This is a genomic window from Nocardia farcinica (assembly GCF_029867845.1).
In the GTDB taxonomy this organism is placed as follows: Bacteria; Actinomycetota; Actinomycetes; order Mycobacteriales; family Mycobacteriaceae; genus Nocardia; species Nocardia farcinica_A.
In genome coordinates, this window is the sequence record NZ_JARWRU010000466.1 from 1 (window position 1) to 1,990 (window position 1,990).

2 protein-coding genes are annotated in these 1,990 nt (G+C 71.5%); both read right to left on the reverse strand.

Annotated features, from left to right (window positions below):
* Positions 1-127: 127 nt before the first annotated feature.
* Entirely contained in the window at positions 128-748 is a 621-nt protein-coding gene (locus tag QH283_RS10040) for a superoxide dismutase (protein WP_280502743.1), read from the reverse strand.
* A gap of 234 nt (positions 749-982) precedes the next feature.
* Positions 983-1,594 carry a hypothetical protein gene (locus QH283_RS10045; RefSeq protein WP_280502744.1) on the reverse strand — a complete coding sequence of 204 codons (612 nt, stop codon included), beginning with the start codon at positions 1,592-1,594 and terminating at the stop codon, positions 983-985.
* Between the last annotated feature and the right edge of the window lie 396 nt (positions 1,595-1,990).

The following is a 1,990-nucleotide window of genomic DNA, read 5'->3' on the forward strand; positions in this document are numbered from 1 at the left end:
CCGCGCCGGCGCGCGCCCCCGCCCCCCCCCCCCCCCCCCCCCCCCCCCCCCCCCCCCCCCCCCCCCCCCCCCCCCCCCCCCGCCCGGTGATCCGGCGGGTGTCAGCCGATCGGAGCGATCCGCCCGATCAGAACACCAGGCCCTTGCCCTGGGCGACGGCGCGCGCGAAGCGCTCCTGCACGTCGGCCCAGTTCACGACGTTCCAGAAGGCCGTCACGTAGTCGGCCTTGACGTTCTTGTACTGCAGGTAGAAGGCGTGCTCCCACATGTCGACCTGGAGCAGCGGGATGATGCCGAGCGGCACGTTGGCCTGCTGGTCGTAGAGCTGGAAGGTCAGCAGCTTCTGGCCGAGGGTGTCGTAGCCGAGCACCGCCCAGCCCGAGCCCTGCAGGCCGTTGGCGGCGGCGGTGAACTGGGCGCGGAACTTGTCGAACGAGCCGAACTGGTCGTCGATGGCCGCGGCGAGCTCGCCGACCGGCTTGTCGCCGCCGTTGGGGGACAGGTTCTTCCACCAGATGGAGTGGTTCACGTGGCCGCCGAGGTGGAAGGCCAGGTTCTTCTCGTGCAGGAAGATGGCGGAGTGATCGCCCGCCTCACGGGCGGCTTCCAGCTTCTCCAGCGCGGTGTTCACGCCGGCAACGTAGGCCGCGTGGTGCTTGGAGTGGTGGATCTCGTTGATCTGCCCGGAGATGTGGGGCTCCAGAGCGCTGTAGTCGTAGTCCAGATCTGGCAGCGTGTACTCAGCCACGATGTCCCTTCCTCGATGTCGGGCTGTGGCGCCCGGATTGGAGCGCCTCCAGCCATCATTCGTACACCCGCTCGGTAGCAACTCGCCCGCTTGCCCCCGTGTTCCACGCGGCGAGGCCGTGAAACCGGCCTGTGCCCGGCTTTCCGAAGCCACCGATGTCAACGGCACCGGTCCGCGCCCCGCGCGGTCATGCGCGGGGGGAGGCGCATGTGGCCGATCTCACCGGCCGGATGCTCACAGCGGCGGAATGATCTCGAATTCCAGCGTGCGCGGGTCGCCCTTGTCGTGCGCCTGCCACCAGCGGGCGCCGTTGGCGATGAACTCCGCCAGGGGGATCTGCTTGCCCGACCGGTCGTGGATGGTCAGGTCGTCGAACCACACCCGCACATCGAGCTCGCGCGGGTTGGTGCCCTCCTCCTGGGAGAACTCGAGGACGTGGGCGCTGACGCGGTCGGCGACGACCGTGTCGAAGCTCAGCAGCTCGCGCCACAGGGCCCAGCCGCTGTCGTCGACGTCGATGTACTCCCAGCCGTGCAGCCTGCCGCCGCCGAAACTGCGGATGGCCCTGGCGAGGCCGTCGATGGTCAGCGGGAGCACGTCCGGCGGGGCGTCGCCCCAGGCGTGCACGCGCAGGGAGGCGGCGATGCGGCTGACGCCGCTGAAGGTCAGGCGCAGCGGACGTTCCACCGGGGCGTCGCCGTTCTCCGGCAGTACCGGGACCCCGAGATGCAGCACCAGGCGGGCGCCCGCGGTGTCGACGTCGGCGTCGAGGCACACGGCCTCGGCGAGCGCGGTGTTCAATCCCCCGGCATCGAATCCGTCGCGGAGTCCCCTGGTCTGAGTCATGCGCCCCAGGCTAGCGAGCCGGGGGGACATGTTCCGGGATTTCGGCTTTTCGTTACGTCGTGGTCTCGGCCGCCGAAAACGTCGCGCCGGCATGGAACCGATCGGCCGGTACTCGCGTCCAAGTAGATGTCGGATCCGGTACCGGCGCGGGTGTGGCCGTAACGCTCGCGCTGGTGGCGCGGCAGGTCTGTGCCGCAGCGTGATCCGGCGCGCCGCCGAGCGATCGCTCCGGGATGTCTAGGAGGGGAGTCCCGGATCGATCGTTCGCGGCGCGGGGGCCGGGGGGGCCGCCCCCCGCCCCCCCCCCCCCCCCCCCCCGGGGGGGCCCCCCGGGGGGGGGGGGGGGGGGATGTGGGGTTAGTATAACCCCCCCCACCCCCCCCCCCCCGGGGCCGC